Source organism: Dinghuibacter sp. (genome assembly GCF_035492835.1).
In the GTDB taxonomy this organism is placed as follows: domain Bacteria; phylum Bacteroidota; class Bacteroidia; order Chitinophagales; family Chitinophagaceae; genus Dinghuibacter.
Genome location: NZ_DATJIY010000141.1, coordinates 1 through 20600 on the forward strand (window position 1 = coordinate 1; position 20600 = coordinate 20600).

A 20600-nucleotide genomic window follows, 5' to 3' on the forward strand; every position below is an offset into this window, starting at 1 on the left:
GACGCACCTTGATTTTACGCCCGGTCCCTTTATCCCCGTCCGCCTGGAAAAAGAAGGACAATTCCGGGAAAGGGTCGCTACCAGCGAGGAAGAAATGTTCAGCGCCGAGGATACCCCCGGGGCGCCGGGCAACCCCGCCTCTGGGCGCAGGACGTTGTTGATCGTGGCCATCATCCTGGTGCTCATCCTGGTCGGTTGGGGCATCTACCATATCGCCACCCAGCACAAAACCGGACAGGCGACCGATACGACCAGCCAGATACAACCGGTGGAATCGTCCGATTCCCCCGCGGCCAAGAAGGATACCTCCACGGTCACGGATACCCTGAAGGCGCCCGTAACGGCGCCCGTCGCACCGGCCACCGCCGTTACCGGACCTTCCGGACCGGTCACTTTCAATATCCTCATCCAGAATTTTAATGATCCCGTCAAGGCCCAGCGCCGCGTGGATTCCCTCAAGAAATGGGGCCACAATGTAGTCCTGGAGACGCATGACTCGACGCACCTGTCTATTTTGATGCAGTTTTCCCGGCCCCTAACGGATACGACCAGGGTCCGCGACTCGCTACAGGATTTTTTTGGACGGAGGGTCCACGTCGTTCCAGCGCACTGAAATTAATCAGTTAACCAACGTGTTCGCCAGTCCGCTCAGCGCAACGGCCCCCGTTATCCCTCCTAAAGGCGTTCCAGCAGTTCCGGTGGCTCCTGCCGCATAACCCAGGCCGTCTGCGACCCCGATAATGAGCCATTGCCACCATTTGTGCGCCTTGGTGGTGGCGTTCTGCTGGGCAGGTGTCATGGCGTTCCACTGTTTTTGGAAATCACCGTACCAATAATACAAACTGTACCGGGCAATAGATGAGTGAGCAAAGAGGTATCCTTTCTCGGTAGCGGTGAAAGTGGTGCTGGTGTCCACCTGATGTTCCCAGGCAACGATCTTGGATTTGATACTATCATATGGCAACGACGCGGGTAAATGCGTAGTGTCCTCCATAGTGACCACCAAAGCGCTTAGTTTTGTTTTAACGGCGCTGGAATAACTCATTCCTGAGATGACGAGTGAATATTGCCCTGCATTCACCAGGGACCACTGGTTTTGCACATTGGTATAGGAATCTTCCGACTTGAACGCGGTGGTATCGAAAGCGCTGCCCCAGTACCTCCTTAGGAAGGTGATGGCAGTGTCGTAAGAGCGAAGCCCCGACCCGGAAGCCGTTGTCATGGAATCGACGTATTGGAGGGCTATATTGTGAATGAATCCCGCGGAATCGGCCGGATTATCGGTATTTGCGGCCGAGTCCCATGGATCCGTCATCAAATAACCAAACGTATTTGAAGGAAGCGCAGATCCGTTCAGCGCGGTATTTTTTTTACAACCGGCAACGGCAATGGCGGCAAGGCAAACAAATGCTAATAGCTGTTTCATATATGTATTGTTAGAAACAATATAGAAACTAATTTCCGGGATTTCGCCGCCCCAATTGAAAATACGTATTTGTACGGAGTGCAAATTAATCAGCCGTAAAAAATCCGTCTCATACTTATTTAAATGAAAGGAGGGTGTCCCACTTAAGTGAGGCACCCTCCTTATGGATGACTGAGGATCTATCTTAGTAATCCATCCCCATACCGCCGCCGGGCATGCCACCATGGGGGGCGCCTGCGGACTTGGGTTCGGGTTTGTCGGCGATGACGGCCTCAGTGGTCAGGAGCATACCGGCGATGGACGCGGCGTTCTCCAGGGCTACGCGGGCCACCTTGGTCGGGTCGATGATACCGGCGCTCAGCATCTTTTCGTAACCTTCGGTGCGGGCGTTGAAGCCGAAGTCACCCTTGCCTTCCTTCACCTTCTGAACGACGATGGAACCGTCGATACCGGCGTTGGCGGCAATCTGGCGCAGGGGCTCTTCCAGGGCGCGGCGTACGATCTTGATACCGGTGGTTTCGTCGTTGTTGTCGCCTTCGAGCTTGTCGAGGGCTTCAATGGCGCGGATAAAGGCGGTCCCACCACCGGGCACGATGCCTTCTTCGATGGCGGCGCGGGTGGCGTGCAGGGCATCGTCCACGCGGTCCTTCTTTTCTTTCATTTCCACTTCGGTAACGGCGCCTACCTGGAGGACGGCAACACCGCCACTCAGTTTGGCGAGACGTTCCTGGAGCTTTTCCTTATCATAGTCGGAAGTCGTGACTTCGATCTGGGCCTTGATCTGACCGACGCGGGCTTCGATGTCCTTTTTCTTACCGGTGCCACCGACGATGGTCGTGTTGTCCTTGTCGATAACGACGCGTTCGGCGCGGCCGAGGTAGTCGAGACCGGCATTCTCCAGCTTGTAGCCTTGTTCTTCGCTGATCACCGTACCGGCGGTCAGGATGGCGATGTCCTGGAGCATTTCCTTGCGGCGGTCGCCAAAGCCGGGAGCCTTAACGGCGGCCACCTTCAGGGTACCGCGCAGCTTGTTGACGACCAGCGTGGCGAGGGCTTCGCCTTCGAGGTCTTCGGAGATGATCAGCAGGGGAGCGCCTTGCTGGGCCACTTTCTCGAGGATGTGCAGGATGTCCTTCATCGCGCTGATCTTCTTGTCGTAGATCAGGATGTAGGGGTGATCCAGCTCAGCTTCCATCTTTTCGCTGTTGGTCACGAAATAGGCGGAGCTGTAACCGCGGTCGAACTGCATACCTTCGACGACGTCTACGGTCGTGTCGGTGCCGCGGGCTTCTTCAACGGTGATGACGCCGTCCTTGCCTACCTTTTCAAAGGCTTCGGCGATCAGCTTCCCGATCACTTCGTCGCTGTTGGCGGAGATGGCGGCCACCTGCTGGATCTTGGCGCTGTCGGTACCGACCTTTTCGGATTGCTTTTCAAGGTTCTTGACGACCTTGGCAACGGCCTTGTCGATCCCGCGCTTCAGGTCCATCGGGTTGGCGCCGGCGGCTACGTTCTTCAGGCCTTCGCTGATGATCGCGTGACCGAGCACGGTAGCGGTCGTGGTCCCGTCACCGGCGATGTCGGCGGTTTTGGAAGCCACTTCCTTAAGCATCTGCGCGCCCATATTCTCGATAGCGTCTTCCAGCTCGATCTCCTTGGCAACGGTAACACCGTCCTTTGTCACGGAGGGAGCGCCAAACTTCTTCTCGATAACGACGTTACGGCCCTTGGGTCCGAGGGTGACCTTCACCGCATTCGCCAGTGTATCGACGCCCTTCTTCATCCGGTTGCGGGCTTCTATGTCAAAAAAAATCTGCTTTGCCATATTAGGTTCTTTGATTTCTTAGTGAAATGAATTAGATAATAGCCAAAATGTCGCTTTCCCGCATGATCAGGTAGTCGTGGCCTTCGATGGAGATTTCCGTACCGGCGTATTTGCCATACAGGACGGTGTCGCCCGACTTCACGCTCATCGGCTCGTCCTTCTTGCCGGGGCCGGCGGCGATCACGGTGCCACGTTGAGGTTTTTCTTTTGCTGTGTCAGGGATAATGATACCGCCTGCCGTCTTTTCTTCCGCAGGAGCCGGCTGAACGATCACCCTGTCATGCAAAGGGGTTACGCTTAAATTCTTAGCCATGGTTTTATCTTTTTTTTAGTTTTAAAAGATTGGAACTATCTGGCCACGAATGTCGTGCCATTGTCAGTCGGGGGTTTTATATCGGCCATTTTAACATTTCCGGGGGGTATCCGGTAGCGCCTCCCCCGAGGGCTGTCAGTTTTTGAACCGCGTTTCTCCCTGAAATGTCATTTTTTCAGGGAGATTCCATATCAATTTTTTTGCATTTTAGGTGGGATCTCGCTTGTTTTGCGGTATGTTAACGGTTCGTTTTTTGAATATTATCTAATCAAAAAGATCATATTTTGAATATTTTGAAAAAATAGTGCCTATAGGTGTAAAAAGTACGTCCAATTGAAACCAATGTTAAAATAAACTCGTAATATTATAACGGATTGTTAACGGACCCGAAAATTCTTACCTAATGAAACAAATTACTTACACTCCTCCGGCAATTTCCGCCTTTTCCCAAGTGGGACGCATCCATCCAGATCATTTTTCGTTTTCTTATATATATGCTTTCATATTCAACCCATGAAAGTACATCCATTCTGTATCCTAGGGCAAAACTGATCCGTACCGAAAACCCTGCAGTCCATATCCTATAAGAAATCAAGCGCTCGTTTTTTATCCGTATCCCGAAACCCAGTTATCCAAGATCCATTGAAGGCCAGCAGTATCCCTTGAAAACCAGTTAAATCCAAGTATCCGCCCCAATCCAATCGACCCTTTTGAAGAACTTATCCGAAATCCTAGTGAATGCCAAGTTGTAGCATCCCAAAAGTCCTTGAAAACCAATGATCCAACTCCCGTGAAAGCCATAGGGTCTGCTACCCGCCCTAACCATCCAACAACGCACCTATTTTTATATAGTATTTTGCCCTAATGTATTGGCCCCTGGTTTCTGCCGGGGGCCTTCTTTTTTGCCTGTCGCCAGCGGCGCTTTCGGACGCCCGGCGTATCGAAAACGGACGGTCCGGTCGGCGCGCGGGCGTGTAAAACGCTGTATATCATTACATAAAACCGCTGGCATACCCTTGGAGGCGGAACCCGCATGCTCCGCAACTACTTTAAAATCGCCTGGCGCAACCTGAAGCGCAACCGGGTGTTCTCGGTCATCAATATCGCCGGTCTGTCAGTGGGGATAACGGTGTGTCTGCTGCTCAGCCTGTACATATGGCACGAGACGCATTATGACGACTACCATGACCGCCTGGGCGACCTGTACCAGGTGGGGACCATCGAGCACCTGAAGGACAAGGACGTGCGGTTCCAGGGGTGCCCGAATACGCTGGCGGGGAATTTCCAGTCGGTTTTCCCGCAGGTGGAGGCGACGGCCCGCATCTGCCCGTTGCTGCTTGACAACCGGACGCTGATACAGTATTACCAAAAGGACGGGAGCGCGAAGTCGTTTTATGAGGAGAAGGGGTTTATGGCGGATTCGGGTTTCTTCAAGCTGTTCAAATATGATTTTGTCGAGGGGACGCCGGAGACGGCGGTAAGCGGTCCTTATTCCATCGTGTTGTCGAAGGACATCGCGGACAAGCTGTTCGGCGGCGAACCCGCGCTGAACAAGGTGATCCACATCAGCAGCAATTTCAACGGGGACCACGATTATACCATTACAGGCGTATTCAAGCCGATGAACAAGCCGTCGCACATCGACGCGCGATTTTTCGTGTCCATGTACGGGGGAGCGGTCGGGAACCTGCTTAGGACGTGGAAGAGCACGACTTCGAACTATTTCTTCGTTACCTATATCCGATTGAGGCCGGGGACCAACCCGGCCGCTTTGGAGCGCCAGTTCCCCGCCTACGAGGATACCTACGAAGGCGAAGACCTGCGGAAAGGAGGCTATACCCGGAGCCGGTTCCTGATCAAGGTTCGCGACATTCATCTGCATGCCAACATGGAGCTCGGTGACGTCACCCCTGGCGGCAGCGTCACCTATCTCTACATCCTGGGCTCGATCGCGCTGTTCACCCTGCTGATCGCCTGTATCAACTTCATGAACCTGTCGACGGCCAGGTCTACCCGACGGTCGGGCGAAGTGGGCATCCGCAAGACCCTGGGAGCGAAACAAGCCTCGCTGGTCCGCCAATTCCTCGGGGAATCCCTCCTGATAGCCTTCCTGGCGCTGGCGGCGGCGCTGTTGCTGACCTGGGCGCTGCTTCCCGGCTTCAACGCCTTGTCCGGCAAGACCATTGTCCTGGAATGGAAACAGGCGTGGATAGGCCTTGCCGCTTCGATCGTGCTGGCGGCGTTGACCGGCCTGGTCGCGGGCAGCTACCCGGCGCTTTACCTGTCTTCGTTCAAACCGGTCAAGGTGCTCAAGGGCAAGATCGCCAATTCGCTCGCGGTGACGTCCGTGCGCAAGACGCTGGTCGTATTCCAGTTCGCCCTTTCGATCGTGCTCATCGTCGCGGCGGCGATCATCGCCCGCCAGATGCAATACCTGCGTACCGCGGACCTCGGGTTCACCAAGGACCAGCAATTAATCCTTCCGCTCCGAAGCTCCCCCTCGAAGAAGCTGTATCAGCCGTTGAAAGCCGAATTGGAAAAAACCACGGGCGTGCTGTCCGTGGGCGGCTCCTTCCTCTACCCCGGCAACGTAGGCTGGAGCGGCGTCTATTATGCCGACGGGAGTGCATCGACCGACAACCGCCCTTTCCTCACCAACTTCGTCGACTTCGACTTTATGAAGACGCTCGGCATCACCGCGGCGGCGGGGCATGTCTTTTCCAGCCAATTCGTACACGACAGCGTGGATGGCGTCGTCATCAACGAAACAGGCGCCCGCGCGCTGGGCTATACCGTGCAAAACGCCGTTGGCAAAGGGTTCCACAATGCCAACAGTAATGAGGTGCTGCGGATCGTGGGCGTGATGAAGGACTTCCACTTCGAGGACCTCCACGTACCGATCATGAGCGTCGCGTTCTTTGTCAACAGCGCACCGGAGTACAACTACGTCATCGCCCATATCGTCCCGGGCAAGACCCAACAGGTCATCGAAGCCGTACGAAAAACCTGGCGCCAGGTCAACCCGAACGAGCCCTTCGAGTACAACTTCCTGGACGAGGAATTCCAAAAACACTACGACGCGGACAACCGGCTGGCCGCCATCGTCGGCTATGCCACGGCCATCGCCATCTTTATTTCCTGTCTCGGCCTCTTTGGCCTGGCCGCCTTCAGCGCCGAGCAACGCACCAAGGAAATCGGCATCCGCAAGGTCCTCGGCGCCAGCTCCGCCCGCATCGTCGGGTTGCTGTCCGCCGATTTCATGAAGCTGGTGGGTATTTCCATCCTCGTGGGCTCGCCCGTCGGCTGGTGGGCGGCGCACCGCTGGCTGCAGGACTTCGCCTACCGAACCAACCTCTCATGGACGATCTTTGCGCTGACGACATTTGCCGCGATCTTTATCGCCTTCGCCACCATCGGCTACCAGGCGCTGCGCGCGGCGGGGGCGAAGCCGGTGGATAGCTTGCGCAATGAATAGTGCCGATCCATGGGGCCTGCACCTGAATGTGGTTCCAGGGGCGCTTTATTCAAACATTATATAGCTCAATTTGAACCCCGCCGTGCGCGCGAGAAAGCGCAGGTGGTGCGTCCCTGCCGTGAGGTATACACGATGCGACTCCGTGGACACCCAGGGGGCGGGCGCGGAGCCCAGCACCGTGCCGGTGGCGGGGAGGCCTGAGGCGTCCAGCAGGGCTTCACCCTTGGCGGGGTCGTAGTCCATGAGTTGCCAGGAAGGCGCGGCGTAGGCGGCGGAAGAAACGATGCTTTTTGACGCGGTGTGCATGGGGGGCGCCTGGCCGGGCACGTTACCGGCGGTCGCGGAGGCCGCGGCGGCGGCGCTGGGCGTATCGGCGGACGACGGTTGGGTGATCTTCGGGCCGTGGCCGGGCGTGAGGTCGGGTGTTACGGGCTCGACGCGGTAGCTGACGGTGTAGTAGCCGCTGCGGGGTACGAGGATGGTGTACTGCAGCCATTCCCCGGCTTCGATGTTGGTGACGGCGTAGCCCATCGACAGGCTGTCGCCGCAACGGGTGATGTCGACGCCGTCGTTGCGGTACGCGCCGCCCCGGTTCCAGGAGATGTTTTGACCGGTGGAGGTACGGTAGTTCGCGGTATCGAGGTCGTAGTAGGCATAGCCGTTGCGGCCGAGGTCGTAATTGGCGCCGTAGATGCGCACGCCGGACCGGAGGTCGACGCCGGCGAAGGGCTCGGTGGTGGGGGAGCCGACCTGCCGGAACATCGCGTCCACGACGTCCTTATGGTACGTATTGTAGGCGATGGAGGTACCCTGGGCCAGCTGCATCAGGACCCGGTACGCTTCTTCGGGCGAGGGTTTGGCGCCCTTGCCCTGCCAGTAGGCCATGAGCGCGGCCCAGCCCTGGGGGAGGTGGAACTCCAGCGGGTTGTTGAGGCCCGCCTTTTTGAGCGGCCACCAGGTCCAGCTGATATGGTTCCGCTCCACCAGGCCGATGGCGTCGGTGGTCCAGGTATTGGAATTTTCACCCGATTCACCCAGCCACAGCGGCACGTTGTACCGGGCGCGGAGGTCGACCATGCCCTGGATCGAGCCCTGGTCGTTGTAGTTCCAGTACTTGTGGAAGCTCACCGCCATGTTGCTGTCCCAAAGCGGGAACATCCCGTGGAAGTTGTTGGCCCAGCAGTTCCCTTCGATAAAGATCAGGTGACGGGAGTCCACCGAGCGGATGGTATCGGTGGTCCGGATCAGCAGGGTGCGGAGCTGGCCGTTGTCTTTTTCGGCGCACCCGTGCTCGTCCCCGGAGGGATCGGTAAAACCCCAGTTGGTTTCGTTCAACAGGTCGTATCCCCCGATCCAGGGGTCGTTGCCATAACGCTCGGCGAGCTTACGCCAGAGCGCGACCATTTTTTGTTGGTTGTCCGGGCTCTGCCACAGGGATGGCTTTGTCTTGTCCCTGTCGGCAATGGAAAGGTCGTTGCCCTGTCCCCCAGGCGCTGCGTGGAGGTCCAGGATCAGGTAAATATGGTTGTCGCGGCACCACGCCAGCAGGCTGTCGGTGAGGGCAAAACCCGTGGCCAGCCAGGTATTCCGACCCGGAACAGGCTCCTTATCGATGGGGGGCGTAAACAGGTTGTAGTGCAGCGGTACGCGTACCGCGTTGAACCCCCAGGAAGCCAGCGAATCGATGTCCGCCCGGGTGGTATGGTGCGCCCGCCAGGACGCATAAAAGGTTTCGGTCTTGTCCTCTCCTATGAGGTCGGCGATCCGAGCGTGGATCTGTGTCTGGTTGACGGCAACGCTGGCTACCTGGAGCATATATGGCTCCTGCAACATCCATCCCCCTAGCCCGATTCCCCTGAGGATGACTTCCTGTCCACGGGCATTCACGATCCGGTCTCCATCCCTGCGAAGAAACCCCTGGCAGCGAACGTGGCCGGCCCAAAGGCCGGCCAGTCCTGCCCATAGGATAAGGCGTCTGATTGTTGCTTGCATTTGATTAATCCTGCTTAGTTCTTTGAAAATACCCTCACGTAGTCTACAAACATATGCTGCGGGAAAACGGTGGTGGCGTCGGGAGGCCCGGGCCAGTTACCGCCCACGGCAACATTGAATATAAAGAAGAAGGGACTGTTGAAGGGGTTGTTACCGCTGGTCACGTTGACCGCGTAGCTGGCTTTGACATAGGGCTGGTCGTCCACCAGGTAGGTCACGCTGTCGGAGGTCCAGATCATACTGAAAACGTGGAAGGCCTGGGAGAAGTTCTGACCGGAAGCCAGGTCGTAGTTGTTGTTGAACGTGCCTTCGCTGCCGCTGCCCATCAGCCAGTGGATCGAACCGGTGACCTGGTTGGGCGCGCTGCCCACCAGCTCCATGATGTCCGATTCCCCGCAGGCGGGCCAGGCCGTGCCGTTGTTGATGCTCGTGCCGAGCATCCAGAGCGCAGGCCACATCCCCTTGGATACCGGCAGCTTGGCGCGGATGTCGATCCGGCCGTACGTGACGTTCTCCTTGTTGTACGTGTCGATGCGGGCGGAGGTATAGTTGTTGCCGCCATAGCTTTCCTGCCGGGCCTCGATGACGAGGTTGCCCTGGGAAAGGAAGCAGTTCTGGATCCGGTTGGTGTAGTTCTCCAGCTCCTGGTTGCCCCAGCCGCTGCCCCCCTGCTCGAAATTCCACCTGGTCAGGTCGAGCTGGTTGCCGGTGTTGAACTCGTCGCTCCAGGTCAGCGTATAGCCCTGATAGCTGGCGGGGGTCGTATACCCCGTATTGTCCGTCGGCAGATAGGTGCCGTCGTTGTTGATCACCGCGGCCGCCATGGCGGCGCCCAGCGTGCAATTGACCGGGTTGCTCAGCACGAGGTGGAACACCTGCTGCGACTGACGGAGGCTGTCCCCCATCACCGGCACATCCACGAAGCCCTGGTTGGCGCCTGCCTTTATGGTCAGCGTACCGGTTACGGCGGTGTAGTCCACGCCGGCCTTGGCGGTACTGTCCTGGGTCGTGTAGCTGACGGAGACGTCCTTTGACGCATTGGCGTCGAGGTCCACGAAGAACCGCACGTGTGTGTTGGTGTCCGGCCGGCTGATGGTATTACCGTACACCGTGGCGGTGACGGTCGTCGTGTTTCCGCCGCCGCCGCCATTGCCGCCCCCACTGGTCTTTTTGGAGCAGGCGGCGGCCAGGAACAGGATCAGGTATGGAATGCTGCGTTTGATCATAATCGTAAGGGTTTACCACATATAGGTTCCGACCGATCCGCCGTTGAGGCTGGTGGAGACCCATTTGCCGTTGAACTGGATGTTGAATGTCTGCGCGCTGGTGTTGTCGTTCTCCACGATCAGGACCTTTTTGCCGTCGGGTCTCAGGAAGGCCACGTTGTTGAGGTTGCCCGCGGCACCGGAAGATATCCGTACGGAATTCGGGAGGACGAACTTGGAGGCGTGTGCGATGATGTAATAGGATACGTTCCGGGTCACCGACGAGCCGATCGTCAGCGCTCCCTTGCAGGTGCTGCAGCCGCCGGGCGTATGCGGCTGGTAATTGGGGTCGCTGGCCAGGTTCCATTCGATGGCGTTGCGGCTCCAGTTCTGCGTGGATCCGATGATGATGTTCTTCAGGTGATACGACAGGTCCGCCGCAAAGTCACCCGTGGAAGCGGTATAGAATTCGGTAAAATACACGTTCTTGTTCGGGAAGGCGGTGTGAACCACCCCAAGGGCGGTGATGCTGCCCGCGTAGAAGTGCCACGCCGAGCCATCCACGTATTTGTCGGTGGCCGTGTCCGCGAATATCGTCTCCGGGTATGTCGGGACATCGCAGTTATGGTCCCACACGATGATCTTGGTCGTAATGCCGTTAGCCGCGAAGGTGGGTCCCAGGTAGAACCGCACCAGGGTATCCTCGGTCACCGCCTGGACGACCATGGCCGGGTTGTTGTTGGCGTTCAGGGGCTCGTTCTGGGGCGTGATCGCGTCGATGCGGATCCCCTGGGCCTTCATCGCCTGTATGTACTTGACGAAATAGTTCGCGTACACCTGGTAATACTGGGGCAGCAGCGAGCCGCCGGAGGCGCTTTTGTTGGTCTTCATCCAGGCCGGAGCAGACCAGGGACAGGCCAGTATCTTGATGTTGGGGTTGATCGCGAGGATCATTTGCAGGACCGGTACGACGTTTACGTCGCCGGCCATCAGGTTAAAGTTGGACAATGTGGTATCTGTCTGTCCGTTACCTACGTCGTCGTAGGAATACACCGAGCTGCTGAGGTCGGAAGCCCCGATCGTCACCCGCAGGTAGCTGATGCCGATGGAGGTGCTGTCCGAGCCAAACAGCTCTTTCAGGATCGAAGCCCGGCTGGTGGGGTCCATGTGGTAGATCAGGTCAGCGCTCCCGCCGGTGAGGGCGAAGCCAAAGCCGTCGATCGACTGGTACTGGACGGTCGAGTCCACCGTGATGCTGGGACCCGCGCCCGGGGTGCCGCTGAAATTGAGTGATACGTTCTGTTTTGCCAAGAGTGCGGACTGGTCACCGTTGGTGAGCCAGAAATTTACCTGCGTCGCCACCGGAGTCTTGGTGGTAGAATCCGGCGGAGTGACGGGTGGCGGCTGCGGGCTAGAGCCTTTCTTCCCGCAGCCGGTCAACGCCGTCCCGCTGTATCCGATGAACATCCATGCGCACAAAACAGAAAACCGGATAAGCTGTTGCTTCATATACTGATGGTTCTTCAAAGCCGGGCCGGGGGCCCGACACTGTTGTGTTCTTCTAATCTCTGTATCCTAGTGACTGGGTTCGTTGAGCGTGATGCTGGACACCGTTACCCCTCCGGTACCCATGGACCCGCCGGAAACCCCGGCCTTGATCATGACGTACACGGTGCCGGCGGTTTTGAAGGTCATCGCGCCGTTCTGGCCGACGTTCGTACCCGAGCACCCGATGGCATTGATGCTTTGGTTGGTGAACGCCGACACGCCGCAACCGGACCAGGTGTTCAGCGAATTGACCTTGTTATCGGTGTAGTCCGAACCCTGCACCGGCACCGTGGCGCCGATATAGAATTCCAGCCAGGTGTTGGTACAACCTGTACCGGTCAGGACGGCGTTGAACGTGTACGGCGTATTCGCCTTTACCGTGACGGCCTGGTAGATGGCGCCGTTGGTCCCGGAGCTGGCGCCGTTGGAAATGTTGACACCACCCGGGCCAAAGGTAAACTGGGTCTGCGTGCCGCCGGTATTGAGCACCGTCCAGTCAGAGGCGTTGGTCAGGTCGCTGCCCTGGAGGATGTCGATCCCCGGGTCGTCCGCGGCGACGGTGATCGCCTGGACGGAGGTGTCATAACCGCCTTTGCCGACGGCCAGCAGCTCCACGGAATAGGTACCTGCTTTATTGTAGTATACCGTATCGGTGGTACCGCCCGACTTGGCGCCCGTACCGACGCCCTGGTCCCAGTAGTAGGCAAAAGCGCCGGTGGAAGAGGACGACAGTACGTACTGATTGACCGCCCCAGACAACGGGGTAACGGTAAAAGCGGCCTTGGGCAAGGGACCCAGCCCGCTGGGGCCCTTGGTCGGGGTGCAGGAAATCAACCCCGTGAAGACGAGGGCGGTCGCCCCCAGAAGTATGTTAGGTTTCATACAGCAATGATTTGATTATTATTTGTAACCGGGGTTTTGTTTCAGCTTGGTATTGTTCAGTTCTACCAGGGGCAGCGGCAACTGCTCGTTAACGCCTGCCTGGAAGCCCTTGAAGGCAAGCACCGAAGCCGCCTTACCTGTACGGATGAGGTCGAACCAGCGGTGACCTTCGGTGGCCAGCTCCATCTCCCGTTCGTGGTAGATGTTGTCCAGCGTGACCGGCACCGAAGGCAGGCCGACGCGGGCGCGGACTTGGTCCAGGTAGGATTGCGCCTTGGTCATGTCGCCACCACCCCGTACCAGGGCTTCGGCTTCCATCAGGTAAGTGTCCGCCAGGCGGATTTCGATATAGTCGTTGGGGAAGTTCAATTCCGGCTGACCGGTGGAGGAAACTTCCGACGCCAGGGGAGCGAACTTCCGGATAAAGAACCCGGTGTTGGCATAGCCGGCGGTATAGTTCGCCTGGCCCAGGGCCTTCAGGCTGTCCACGTTGACGATGGTATTGTTGTACCGGGGGTCGCCACGCATGGCCTGCTCGAAGTTGGGCGTGATCGGGTTGAAGCTCCAGCCACCGGACCAGTAGATCGGGCCGCTATAGCTGCGCGGTCCAATCATCTGCGCCCAGACATTCCCGAGGAAGTTGGGCCAGCTGCCCCATCCCGCTTCGCCGGCGGCGCTGTGGACGATTTCGAAGATGGACTCCGCATTGAACTTGTTGGCGGGGTTGAAGATATCCGCGAAGTTCGGGAGCAGGGAATACAAACCCGAGCTGTTGACCGCTTCGAGGGCGGCGGCGGCGTCCGCCATGCGCGCCGTATTGTTTTCCGTCAGGATAACCTTTCCGAGGAGCGCCTGGGCAGCGCCCTTGGTGGCGCGTCCCAATTCATCCGCGGCCACGGTGGGTGGCAGTACGGGGATGGCGGCGTTCAGGTCGGACTCGATCTGAGCGTAGATGGTATCCGGTGACGTCTGCACCTGGCTGAATACCTCGTCGGGCGTCAGGGTGTGCAGGATCAGCGGGATGTTCTTGAACTCACGCACCAGGTCGAAATAGTAATACGCGCGCAGGAAGTGTGCCTCGGCGGTATACCGGGCGGCGGTGGCGGCGTCCAGACCCTTGATGTTGGCCATGTTGTCCAGCACCAGCGCGACGCGGTTGATCCCGGTATAGTTCCGGTCCCAAAGACCGGCCTGGGGACCCTGGGCGCCGGTCATGGTGTAGGTGTTGAATACTTGCCAGAACGACATGTCGGTAGGACCGCCGCCGCCGGCATAACATTCATCGGAACCGGAGTTCAGCGCGCCGAGCTTGTCGATGTAAGTATTGTCGGTGCTGCCCGCTTCCCAACCCAGCGGGTTGTACATGGCGTTGACCGCCGCCAGCATCTGATCCGGCGTCGTGTAATAGTTGCTTTGGAGCGACTCGCCCACCGGCGTCGTCGTGAGGTATTTTTTGCCGCAGGCGGTGATCAGGACAGCTGCCCCTATAAAACCTGCCAGTGCAATCAAAACATAATTCTTTTTCATCTCTGTTTGGTTTAATCGTTAGAAGCCTACATTCAAACCGACCGTGAAAGTGCGCGCCGTGGGATACACGCCGTTGTCAACGCCGTAGCTGCCGGAGTTGCCGGTGCCGATACCCAGGCCGCCGCCGATTTCAGGATCGAATCCATTGTACTTTGTGAATGTGAGCAGGTTGTCCCCGGCTACATAGACATAAATCCGTTGGAACCCGATGGCCTGCGTGAAGTTCCTGGCCAGGGTGTAGCCCAGGCGAACCGAGCGGATTTTCAGGTACGAGCCGTTCTGGAGATAAAAAGCGGACGGATTGGAGAAGTTGCCGTTGGGGTCGCCGTCGATCAGACGGGGATAGTCGTTGGTCGATCCCGGTCCGGTCCAACGATTCATGGCGGTGCTCATGTAGTTGGCCTTGAGGATGTCCAGACGGCGGTAGCCCTGGAATATCTTGTTCCCGGCCACGCCCTGGGCGAAGACCGTCAGGTCGAAGTTCTTGTAATTGGCGCTGACGTTGAAGCCAAACAGCCAGTCGGGGATCGGGTTACCCAGGAAGGTCCGGTCGGAGGAAGTGATGGTGCCGTCGCCGTCGAGGTCGGCGTACTTGAAGTCGCCGGGTTTGGCGTTGGGCTGGATCGGCCCGTTCTTGCCGACATAGCTGTTGACGTCGGCCTGCGTCTGGAAGATGCCCATGGTCTTGAACCCATAGAATTCATCCATGTGCTGACCGGCCATGATGCGGCTGATCTCGTAGGAGCTGGCCTGGAAGGTAGCGCCCGCGAAGAACTGGTTGGTACCGATGTTGGTGACCGTGTTCTGTACATAGGTGAGGTTGGCGCCGACGCTCAGGTTGACGTCCCCGACCTTGTTGTTGTAACCCAGCTCCAGTTCGGCGCCTTTGTTCTGCATTTTGGCGACGTTCCCGGTGGGGTTGCCGGCGGCGCCGCTGTAACCGGGTTGTTGGATCGCCAGCAGCATCCCGCTGGTCCATTTATTGAAGTAGTCGGCGGTGACGGTGAAGTGGCGGTACACGGTGGCGTCAAAGCCAACGTCCCACTGGCCGTTCTTTTCCCATTCCAGGTTCGGGTTGGCCGGGGCGTTGGGGCTGTAACCGAGGGCTACGTTGCCGGCCTGGCCGAAGGCATAGTTACGGCCGCCACCGATCGTGGATTCGTACTCATACGGGGCCAGGGCGCCGGTGTTACCGTTGACACCGTAGCCGCCGCGGAGCTTGAAGTAGGTGATGCTGTTCGAAATCCCGGTCCAGAAATTTTCCTTGGAGGGGACCCAACCCACGGACAGGGCCGGGAAGTTACCGAACTGGTTGTTGGTACCGAAGAGGGAGGAACCGTCCCGGCGGAAGTTCGCGGTCAGGAGGTATTTTTCGGCGTAGTTATAGGTAACGCGGGCCAGATACGAGGCATAACGCGTTTCCTGGCCGTCGCCCCCACCCCCTACGCGTTGCGCGGGCGGCAGACTGTAGTTAAAGGACGCCTGGCCATACGTGTTGACCGAAAGACCCTGGTACGTGGCGTTCACGTCCGAGTTACCCTGGTAGTCATTGGCTACGATACCGATTTCAGCCAACAGGTGATGGTCGCCCCAGTTGTGGGTGTAGGTCAGGGTGTTGTCCCAGTTGTAGATCAGGTTTTGATCCGCATCCCGGTAAAAGGAGGTATTGGTGATGTTATTGGTCGAGGAGTTCAGGAAGTAGAGCGGAGTAAAGCTCTGGCTACCGTAGAACGCCTTTTTGACGTTGAAGCTCGAAATAAAGGTCAGACCCTTGATGGGCTGCACATTGATATAGGCGTTCCCGGTAAAGTTGTGGGACCACCCGTAGTTCCCCTGTACGATCTGTTCCCAGGCGACGGGGTTCGTGATTTCCTGACCGACCTGGGTGGAGATGCCGTACGGACGGCCAAGACCGTCGCGGACGAGATAGGGAGCATCGACCCCGGTGTAGGGTTGTTGCGCCAGGATCGTCGGATCGGTTTCGATCAACGGCGTTGTCGGGTCCAGGTTGATCGCGTCGCTGAGCGGGCCGCCGAACTCGGTGTTGGGCGCCGGGCTACCCATCGAACGGATGTAGGAGTAACCCATATTCTCGCCGATCTTAAACCAGGGACGAATGTTGGCTTCGGTGTTGACCCGGAAGGTCAGCCTTTTGTAGTCGGAGACCGAGGTGGCGACGATCCCCTGCTGGTCGTAATAACCGATGGAGGTGTAGTACGTGCCTTTGTCGCTGCCGCCGCTGAAGGAAAGGTCATGGTTCTGGACCATGGCGTGGTTGTTGAAGATCTGGCTTTGCCAGTCGGTGCCCGAGCCCAGGGACTGGGGGTTGGCGAAAACGATACCGTTTCCGGCGGCCAGGGATGACTCGTTCCGGAGGGTGGCGTATTGCTCGGCATTGGTCAGGCTCAGCTTGTGCATGGGCGCCTGGGTACCCAGCGATCCCGAATAGCTGATGGTTGCCTGGCCGGACTTACCGTGCTTGGTCGTCACCAGCACAACACCGGGACCGCCACGGGAACCGTAGATCGCGGTAGAGGCGGCGTCCTTGAGGATTTCGATGTTTTCGATGTCCGCGGGGTTCAGGTAGTCCAAACCGCCCACGTCGACGATCGTCCCGTCCACGACATACAGCGGAGTGTTGCCGTTAATAGAGGTGATGCCGCGGATATTGACCGTCGGAGCGGCCCCGGGGGCGCCGGAGCTGGCCTGTACGGTTACGCCGGCGACCCGGCCTTCCAGGGCCTGGTCCACCCGGCTTACGGGCATATTCTCGATGTCTTTTGATTTCACCGTGGAAATGGCGCCGGTGACCACGCTTTTCTTTTGGGTACCATACCCCACCACCACAACATCCTCCAGGTTACCGGCCCGGTCGACGAGGGCTATCGTCGGGGAGAGGTCCTCTCCCACCTTGATTTCCTGGGTCTCTTCACCCAGGTAGGTGATAACCAGCGTTTTGCCGCGTTGGGTGTTGATAATGAACTTACCCTGCGCGTCGGTTACCGTACCCTGGTCGGTGCCCTTGATGCGCACGGAGGCGCCCGCCAGGGGTGACCCTGACGTCTTGGAGACCACTTTTCCGGTGACTTGGAGCGTCTGCGCCCAGAGGTAGGTTGGGAGCGAACACAGGCAGGTAAGAAAAAACAACGCAATCGCTTTTTTCATACACAAGCAGTTTAATGAATTGAAGGTTTAAGAATTAGCTTTCCCTTTCTTGGAAAAAATATAGCAACAAACCTATCGGTTTATGTGCATCAAGGGAAGAATAATGCTACATCAACACCACAACATCTAAAACCACTTCATTGATTGTCAATACTTATCAACTACAACAATGGTACATCATAATATTTTTTTGCGTAGCTTGCCGCTAGAAACGATTGTATGCGCCGGAGACATAGCTACCTGCTTTTTCTTATCATATTTTCCCCTTTTTCGGGGGTAAGGGGTCAAAATACGATCGGGTTACCCCAAATAATTAACTACCCCAAGAACATTTACCAGGCCGGGACCCAAAGCTGGGATATCCAGCAGGACAAAAAAGGGGTTCTTTACTTTGCCAACAACTCCGGCCTGCTCACTTTTAACGGCCACTACTGGCACCGCTATTCGATGCCGAACGAAACCATCGTCCGTTCGGTCCGCGTGGGGCCGTCCGGTCGCATATATGTGGGCGCCCAGGACGAATTCGGCTATTTTTTCCCCGGAGCCAACGGGGACTTGGTATATACCTCCCTGAAATCCCTGATCCCAGCCGCCGACCGGGAGTTCCCGGACGTATGGGACATCTGCATACTGGGAGACGAGGTGTTTTTCCGTGCGGAAAACAAGATCTTCTTATATAAGGACCAAACCATTGCCGTATATCCCGCGCCCTCCGAATGGCGGTTCATGGACAATGTCGGGGACGAAATCTTCGCCCAGGACAAGGCAAAGGGTCTGATGCGCTTCCGGGAAGGCAGCTGGCAACCCCTGCGCATTCCCTTCGGGGGGCCGGATACGCTGGTCACCACCCTCTTGCCCTACAACAGGGATACCCTGCTCGTCGGCACCCTGCGGAACGGGCTGTATCTGATGACCGGGGACCGGGTCAGCCGGAAATATACCCAGGCGGACGCCTTTTTTGCCACCAACCGCATCTATTGCGGTACCGTCCTGGGGGACAGTACCTTTGCGCTGGGCAGCACGTCCGCGGGTTGCGTCATCCTCAACCGGGACGGAAAGGTGATCCAAACCCTTTCCCGGGCCGAGGGTCTCCAGAACAACAACATACTGTCGCTGTTCCTGGACCGGGAGCACAACCTCTGGGTGGCCATGGACAACGGGATCAGCTTTGTGGCCTATAATACGGCCATCACCTATATCTACCCCGACAAGAACAACGAGCTGGCCGGGTATGCGGCCCGCATCTACCAGGGGAAGCTTTATATCGGCACATCCGACGGTTTGTACAGCGTTCCGCTGGACCTGCACGAGACCGATCTTACCTTTTCCAAGGGCGCCTTTTCCAAGGTACAGGGCACCAACGGTCAGGTCTGGAACCTTTCCGAGGTCAACGGCAGGCTACTGATGGGGCATCATGAAGGGGCCTTTACCATCAACGAGAACGCGGCGGTCCCCCTGCTGCCCGGCGTGGGGAGCTGGTTGTTCGCCCCGGTCTCTTCGGTCTATCCCTCCCCCCACGTGATCGTGGGCACCTATCTGGGCCTGGACCTTCTTGATTACCAAGGCAATACATTCCACCAAGGAACCATGCTACCCGGGCTGACCGAATCGCTCCGCTTCCTGGCCATCGACAACGACAACCGGATCTGGACCTCCCACCCCTACCGGGGCGTCTTCAAGATCGAGCTCGCGCCAGACCACAAAAGCCTGGTTTCCAGGCTATATACCGCTAAGGATGGGTTGCCGAAGGACCTGAACAACTACGTTTACCGGATCAAGAACCGCGTCGTCGTCGCCACGGAGCAGGGCGTTTACGAATACGACCCGGTGCACGACAGGTTTGTCCTTTCCGAATTCATGGAACCCGTTTTTCACCGCCACAGCGTCCGTTACCTGCGGGAAGACGACAACGGGAACATCTGGTTCGTCTCCAGCGAAAGGGTGGGTATCGTCGACTACCGGAAACCCGCGGATGGCAACAATTTCTCGCTCATCTACTTCCCGGAGCTGACGGGTAAGGCGGTGGGCGGTTTCGAATACCTGTACCCCTATAATGACGAGAACGTTTTTATCAACTTCGACAAAGGTTTTTTTCACCTGAATTATACCCGTTACCTGCGCTCCAAACCCGAGCTTTCCGTCCTGATCGGCCAGGTGCGGGCGACGGGCCGGAGGGACAGCCTGTTGTTCGGCGGCTACTTCAGCAACGGGAACATCGTCACCGACGCCCAGGGCTCCGACCCCATCCAACTGCCCAACCAGGTGAATTCCTTTCACTTCGAGTACGCCTCTACCCTGTACGAACAACAGGATAACATCGCCTACAGCTACCAGCTGACCGGTTTTGACAAGGGCTGGTCGGACTGGACCAAAAAGACCGAAAAAGAATACACCAACCTCCCCGCCGGCACCTATACCTTCCAGGTAAAGGCGCGCAACAACCTGGGGAACGAATCCAAGCCGGCGACCTACACCTTTACCGTGGAGCCCGCCTGGTACCAAAGCCTCTGGGCATATCTTTTCTACGCCCTCCTGTTCTGTGGCGCCCTCTACGTCGCTTCCCGCTACCAGCGCCGGAAATTCGCCCGCCAGCAGCAGAAATACGAAGAGGAGCAGGACCGGCTCCGCTACCTCCACCAGCTGGAGCTGGACGCCAACGAAAAACAGATCGTCCAGCTCAAAAACGACAAGCTGGAAACCGACGTCAACTTCAAAAATAAAGAGCTGGCTTCCGTCACCATGCACCTCGTCCAGCGCGGCAAGCTCCTCTCCAACATCAAGGAGGACCTCGTCCGTCTCCAACGCCACATCGACAACCCCGTCGGCGTCCAGGAGTTCAAAAAGGTCATCCGCCTGCTCAACGACGACGAGTCCAACGAAGAAGACTGGGAACACTTCTCCATCCACTTCGACCAGGTGCATAGTAATTTTTTGGCCAATTTGAAGGGGCGCTTTCCTTCTCTCACATCTACCGACCTCAAGCTCTGCGCCTATCTCCGCATGAACCTGTCCTCCAAGGAAATCGCCCAATTGATGAATATTTCGTTGCGCGGCGTCGAGATTTCCCGCTACCGCCTCCGCAAAAAGCTGCTCATCCCCACCGACGCCAACCTCTACGACTACCTGATCCAGGTCACCGGCCACTAAAATGGGCTCTCGGCCCGCCGGATCCGCCCCCGTTCCCTCCCTAAGCGTGTAGGCGAGGACTGAGGGGTGGGGTGCCTCTTTTACCCCGTTTTGCG

At 57.7% G+C, this 20600-nt stretch carries 12 protein-coding genes; 3 read left to right on the forward strand and 9 right to left on the reverse strand.

Annotation, left to right across the window (positions count from 1 at the left end; all coding sequences use genetic code 11):
- Positions 1-613, forward strand: a 613-nt coding sequence (locus VL547_RS13140; RefSeq protein WP_325578459.1) for a hypothetical protein, incomplete at its 5' end; no start/stop codon positions are given.
- A gap of 6 nt (positions 614-619) precedes the next feature.
- On the opposite strand, the gene VL547_RS13145 is transcribed toward VL547_RS13140, so the two are convergent.
- The 3 genes from VL547_RS13145 to VL547_RS13155 all read right to left on the reverse strand — a co-directional run bounded on the left by VL547_RS13145 (position 620) and on the right by VL547_RS13155 (position 3564).
- A complete protein-coding gene (locus tag VL547_RS13145; RefSeq protein ID WP_325578461.1) occupies positions 620-1426 on the reverse strand; it encodes a hypothetical protein in 807 nt (268 codons plus the stop codon).
- A gap of 184 nt (positions 1427-1610) precedes the next feature.
- Positions 1611-3251 (reverse strand): chaperonin GroEL, encoded by a 1641-nt coding sequence (gene groL / locus VL547_RS13150; RefSeq protein ID WP_325578462.1) that lies wholly within the window; start codon positions 3249-3251, stop codon positions 1611-1613.
- Between the two features lie 31 nt (positions 3252-3282).
- Positions 3283-3564 carry a co-chaperone GroES gene (locus VL547_RS13155; RefSeq protein ID WP_133993483.1) on the reverse strand — a complete coding sequence of 94 codons (282 nt, stop codon included), beginning with the start codon at positions 3562-3564 and terminating at the stop codon, positions 3283-3285.
- 1033 nt (positions 3565-4597) lie between these two features.
- On the opposite strand from VL547_RS13155, the gene VL547_RS13160 reads away from it, so the two are divergent.
- Positions 4598-7039: an ABC transporter permease gene (locus VL547_RS13160; RefSeq protein ID WP_325578466.1), complete on the forward strand. Its 2442-nt coding sequence runs from the start codon at positions 4598-4600 to the stop codon at positions 7037-7039.
- A gap of 45 nt (positions 7040-7084) precedes the next feature.
- Here VL547_RS13160 and VL547_RS13165 read toward each other — a convergent pair whose 3' ends face one another.
- From VL547_RS13165 to VL547_RS13190, 6 genes are all read right to left on the reverse strand, one after another.
- Complete coding sequence (locus VL547_RS13165) at positions 7085-9031, reverse strand: cellulase family glycosylhydrolase (RefSeq protein ID WP_325578468.1); 1947 nt, start codon at positions 9029-9031, stop codon at positions 7085-7087.
- 14 nt (positions 9032-9045) lie between these two features.
- Positions 9046-10257 (reverse strand): family 16 glycosylhydrolase, encoded by a 1212-nt coding sequence (locus tag VL547_RS13170; protein WP_325578470.1) that lies wholly within the window; start codon positions 10255-10257, stop codon positions 9046-9048.
- Positions 10258-10269: 12 nt separating this feature from the next.
- A complete protein-coding gene (locus VL547_RS13175; RefSeq protein WP_325578472.1) occupies positions 10270-11745 on the reverse strand; it encodes a glycoside hydrolase family 30 protein in 1476 nt (491 codons plus the stop codon).
- 66 nt (positions 11746-11811) lie between these two features.
- Entirely contained in the window at positions 11812-12666 is an 855-nt protein-coding gene (locus tag VL547_RS13180; RefSeq protein WP_325578474.1) for a hypothetical protein, read from the reverse strand.
- Between the two features lie 18 nt (positions 12667-12684).
- Entirely contained in the window at positions 12685-14193 is a 1509-nt protein-coding gene (locus VL547_RS13185) for a RagB/SusD family nutrient uptake outer membrane protein (RefSeq protein ID WP_325578476.1), read from the reverse strand.
- A gap of 18 nt (positions 14194-14211) precedes the next feature.
- A complete protein-coding gene (locus tag VL547_RS13190; protein ID WP_325578478.1) occupies positions 14212-17358 on the reverse strand; it encodes a TonB-dependent receptor in 3147 nt (1048 codons plus the stop codon).
- A 219-nt stretch (positions 17359-17577) separates the two neighbouring features.
- Here VL547_RS13190 and VL547_RS13195 point away from each other — a divergent pair, with 219 nt between their 5' ends.
- Positions 17578-20505, forward strand: a complete 2928-nt coding sequence (locus tag VL547_RS13195; RefSeq protein ID WP_325578482.1) for a triple tyrosine motif-containing protein — start codon at positions 17578-17580, stop codon at positions 20503-20505.
- Positions 20506-20600 lie beyond the last annotated feature (95 nt).